Here is a 2,652-nt window from a genome sequence, read left to right on the forward strand (position 1 = left end):
AAAAATAATTACCTAATTCTATTACCGAATTACTAAACCCTTACAATTGCGAGGAGAAACGACAAAGCAAGAGCCTCACCCAACCCTCTCCAAAGGAGAGGGCTTTAAAATATTTTTTAAAGTCTCCCTTTTGGGGGAGATTTAGAGGGGGCCCATTGCCACGCTACGCTCGCTATGACAAGTAATTTAAACATAAAAAAGCGCCTCAGGGTTATCCTGAGGCGCTTTTTTATATAGCCAATATTTGATTACTTCTGCACGGAAATAGCTTTATTAGCTTCGCCTACACCCCAAACGGTGCCGGGCTTGCTGCCCATAGTAATTACCAGTTCGCCACCGTTCATAATATCCTGGTGGGTAAACCATGTTTTATTATAGGTTTTGCCGTTAAGTTGCATGCCATTGATGTATTTGTTTTGCGGACCATTGTTTTTAACCACAACATGGAAGGTCTTATTTCCCTGCAGTTTCAAGGTAGCCTCGTTAATGATCGGGCTGCCGAACACATACATGCCATTTGCCGGGTTAACTGAGTAAAAACCAAGAGCCGATAACACATACCAGGCCGACATCTGGCCTACGTCTTCATTACCAATAATGCCATCCGGTTTATCGGTATAAAAATCATCTAAAATGTATCTTACTTTCTCGGCAGTTTTCCATGGCTGGCCTGAATAAGCATAGAAATAGCTCATCGGGTGGCTTGGCTCATTACCGTGCGCGTACTGACCAATTAAACCAGACACATCCGGCGATTTGAACTTACCCATATCACCTTGCGCGATAAATAATGAATCAAGCTTGATGTTGAACTTTTCTTCGCCGCCTAACATGTTGATCAGACCTTCTACATCCTGAGGTACCAAGAAGGTGTATTGCCAGCCATTACCTTCAGTAAAATCGCCACGCTCATGAATAGAGATGAATGGGCTGTAAGGCGTGCGCCATGCTGTTTCTGATAAACGGCCGCGAACAAAGCCAGCTTTAGGATCGTAGTAGTTTTTATAGTACTGACCACGTTTGCTGAAGTAAGCATAATCATCCTGTTTGCCTAATTTTTTGGCAACCTGGGCAATACACCAGTCGTCAATAGCATATTCCATACCCATTGAAACCGATTCCCTGCTGCTATCGGCAGGGATATAGCCTAATTGTTTTACATACTTAATACCGCGGGCATCTTCCATAGCGGTAGTTTTCATGGCCTCGTAGGCTAAATTGGCATCAAAGCCTTTGTAGCCCTTTAATAAAGCATCCGCAACAACAGGTACGGCGCTGTAACCCACCATACAATTGGTTTCATTGGCCATTAAATGCCAAACCGGGAGGCTCCCCTGCTGCTGATAAATAGCCAGCATAGAGTTGATCATGTCATTGGTATGCTCCGGATGAACAATGGTTGACAAAGGGTTATTAGCCCTGTAAGTATCCCATAAAGAGAACGTGGTAACATTATTAAAGCCTTGGTTTTTGTGCACTTTTTTATCAGTTCCCCAGTATTCGCCGTTAACATCATTAAATATTGATGGCGCTATCATGGTATGATAAAAAGCGGTATAAAACTTTTTCATCTGCGATAATGAATCAGCTTTAATAGTGATCTTTTGCAGCTGGATATTCCAGGCTTTATCAGCATCGGCAACTACTTTATTGAAATCCCATCCCGGTATCTCCGTTTTGATGTTCAGCATAGCATTGGCCGAGCTCACCGGCGATATACCTACCTTGGCATAAACAACCTCACCCTTAGTAGTGCTAAAGCTGATCACACCTTTTACCTTACGGCCTTTTAACTCCGTACCCGAAGCAGTAGCGGTACTATCATACACTGCAAAAGTTTTGATAGGTTTTGAAAATACGGCGGTAAAATAAATGCGCTGATCAACCGCCCAGCCTTTTGAAAAACGGTAGCCACTAACGGTGTTTTTATCAACCTGGGTAATGTATGTTTCCATTGGCCTGTCCCAGCCTATACCTTCCTGTAAGTCGATCACGATATGTGCGTCCTTTGATGCCGGGAAGATATATTTGTGCATACCCACCCGGGTGCTTGAAGTAAGCTCCACACCAATATCATAACGTTTTAACTTTACTTTATAATAGCCGGGCTTTACCACTTCATCTTTGTGGCTGAATAGTGAAGTATAGCCACTTTGCAGGTTTTTAATGGTTCCCTTAGTTACTTTAATCTCCCCCGTGGTAGGCATAAATGAGATATCACCCAGATCACCTATACCTGTACCGCTCAGGTGCGTATGTTGAAACCCAACAATGGTTGAATCAGATATATGATAACCCGAGCACCAGTCCCAGCCTTGTGATATATTGGTTGGCCCTAACTGTACTGCGCCAAAAGGCACGCTGGCACCCACAAAAACGTGACCATGAAAGCCGGTACCAATATAGGGGTCAACATATTGGGTAAGGCTGCCCGCTTTGGCAGTTACGGCGGGTTTATGCGCCTGACCAAACGAGCTTAAATTAACGAGTGCCAGTAAACCGGCTAAACAAAGTTGTTTTTTCATTATTGTTTTATAGAATACAGTACTGAGGTTTTACAATTTCTTTTCAAACATACACATCAGTACTTAATTGTTTATTATAAACGGATAATTCGGTATTTAATGATTTAATTTTTGAACCATTCTGCCG

General features: G+C 42.8%; 1 protein-coding gene. It reads right to left on the minus strand.

Translation table 11 applies throughout. The features are described from left to right. Positions 1-248: 248 nt before the first annotated feature. Complete coding sequence (locus AAGC65_RS23625; RefSeq protein WP_343114933.1) at positions 249-2,525, minus strand: GH92 family glycosyl hydrolase; 2,277 nt, start codon at positions 2,523-2,525, stop codon at positions 249-251. Positions 2,526-2,652 lie beyond the last annotated feature (127 nt).

The sequence above is a fragment of the Mucilaginibacter sp. genome, assembly GCF_039207105.1.
In the GTDB taxonomy this organism is placed as follows: Bacteria; Bacteroidota; Bacteroidia; order Sphingobacteriales; family Sphingobacteriaceae; genus Mucilaginibacter.

Bases quoted from the DNA above. Each gene is read 5' to 3' on its own strand.
- AAGC65_RS23625 (WP_343114933.1), bottom strand. From the start codon at position 2,525: ATGAAAAAACAACTTTGTTTAGCCGGTTTACTGGCACTCGTTAATTTA.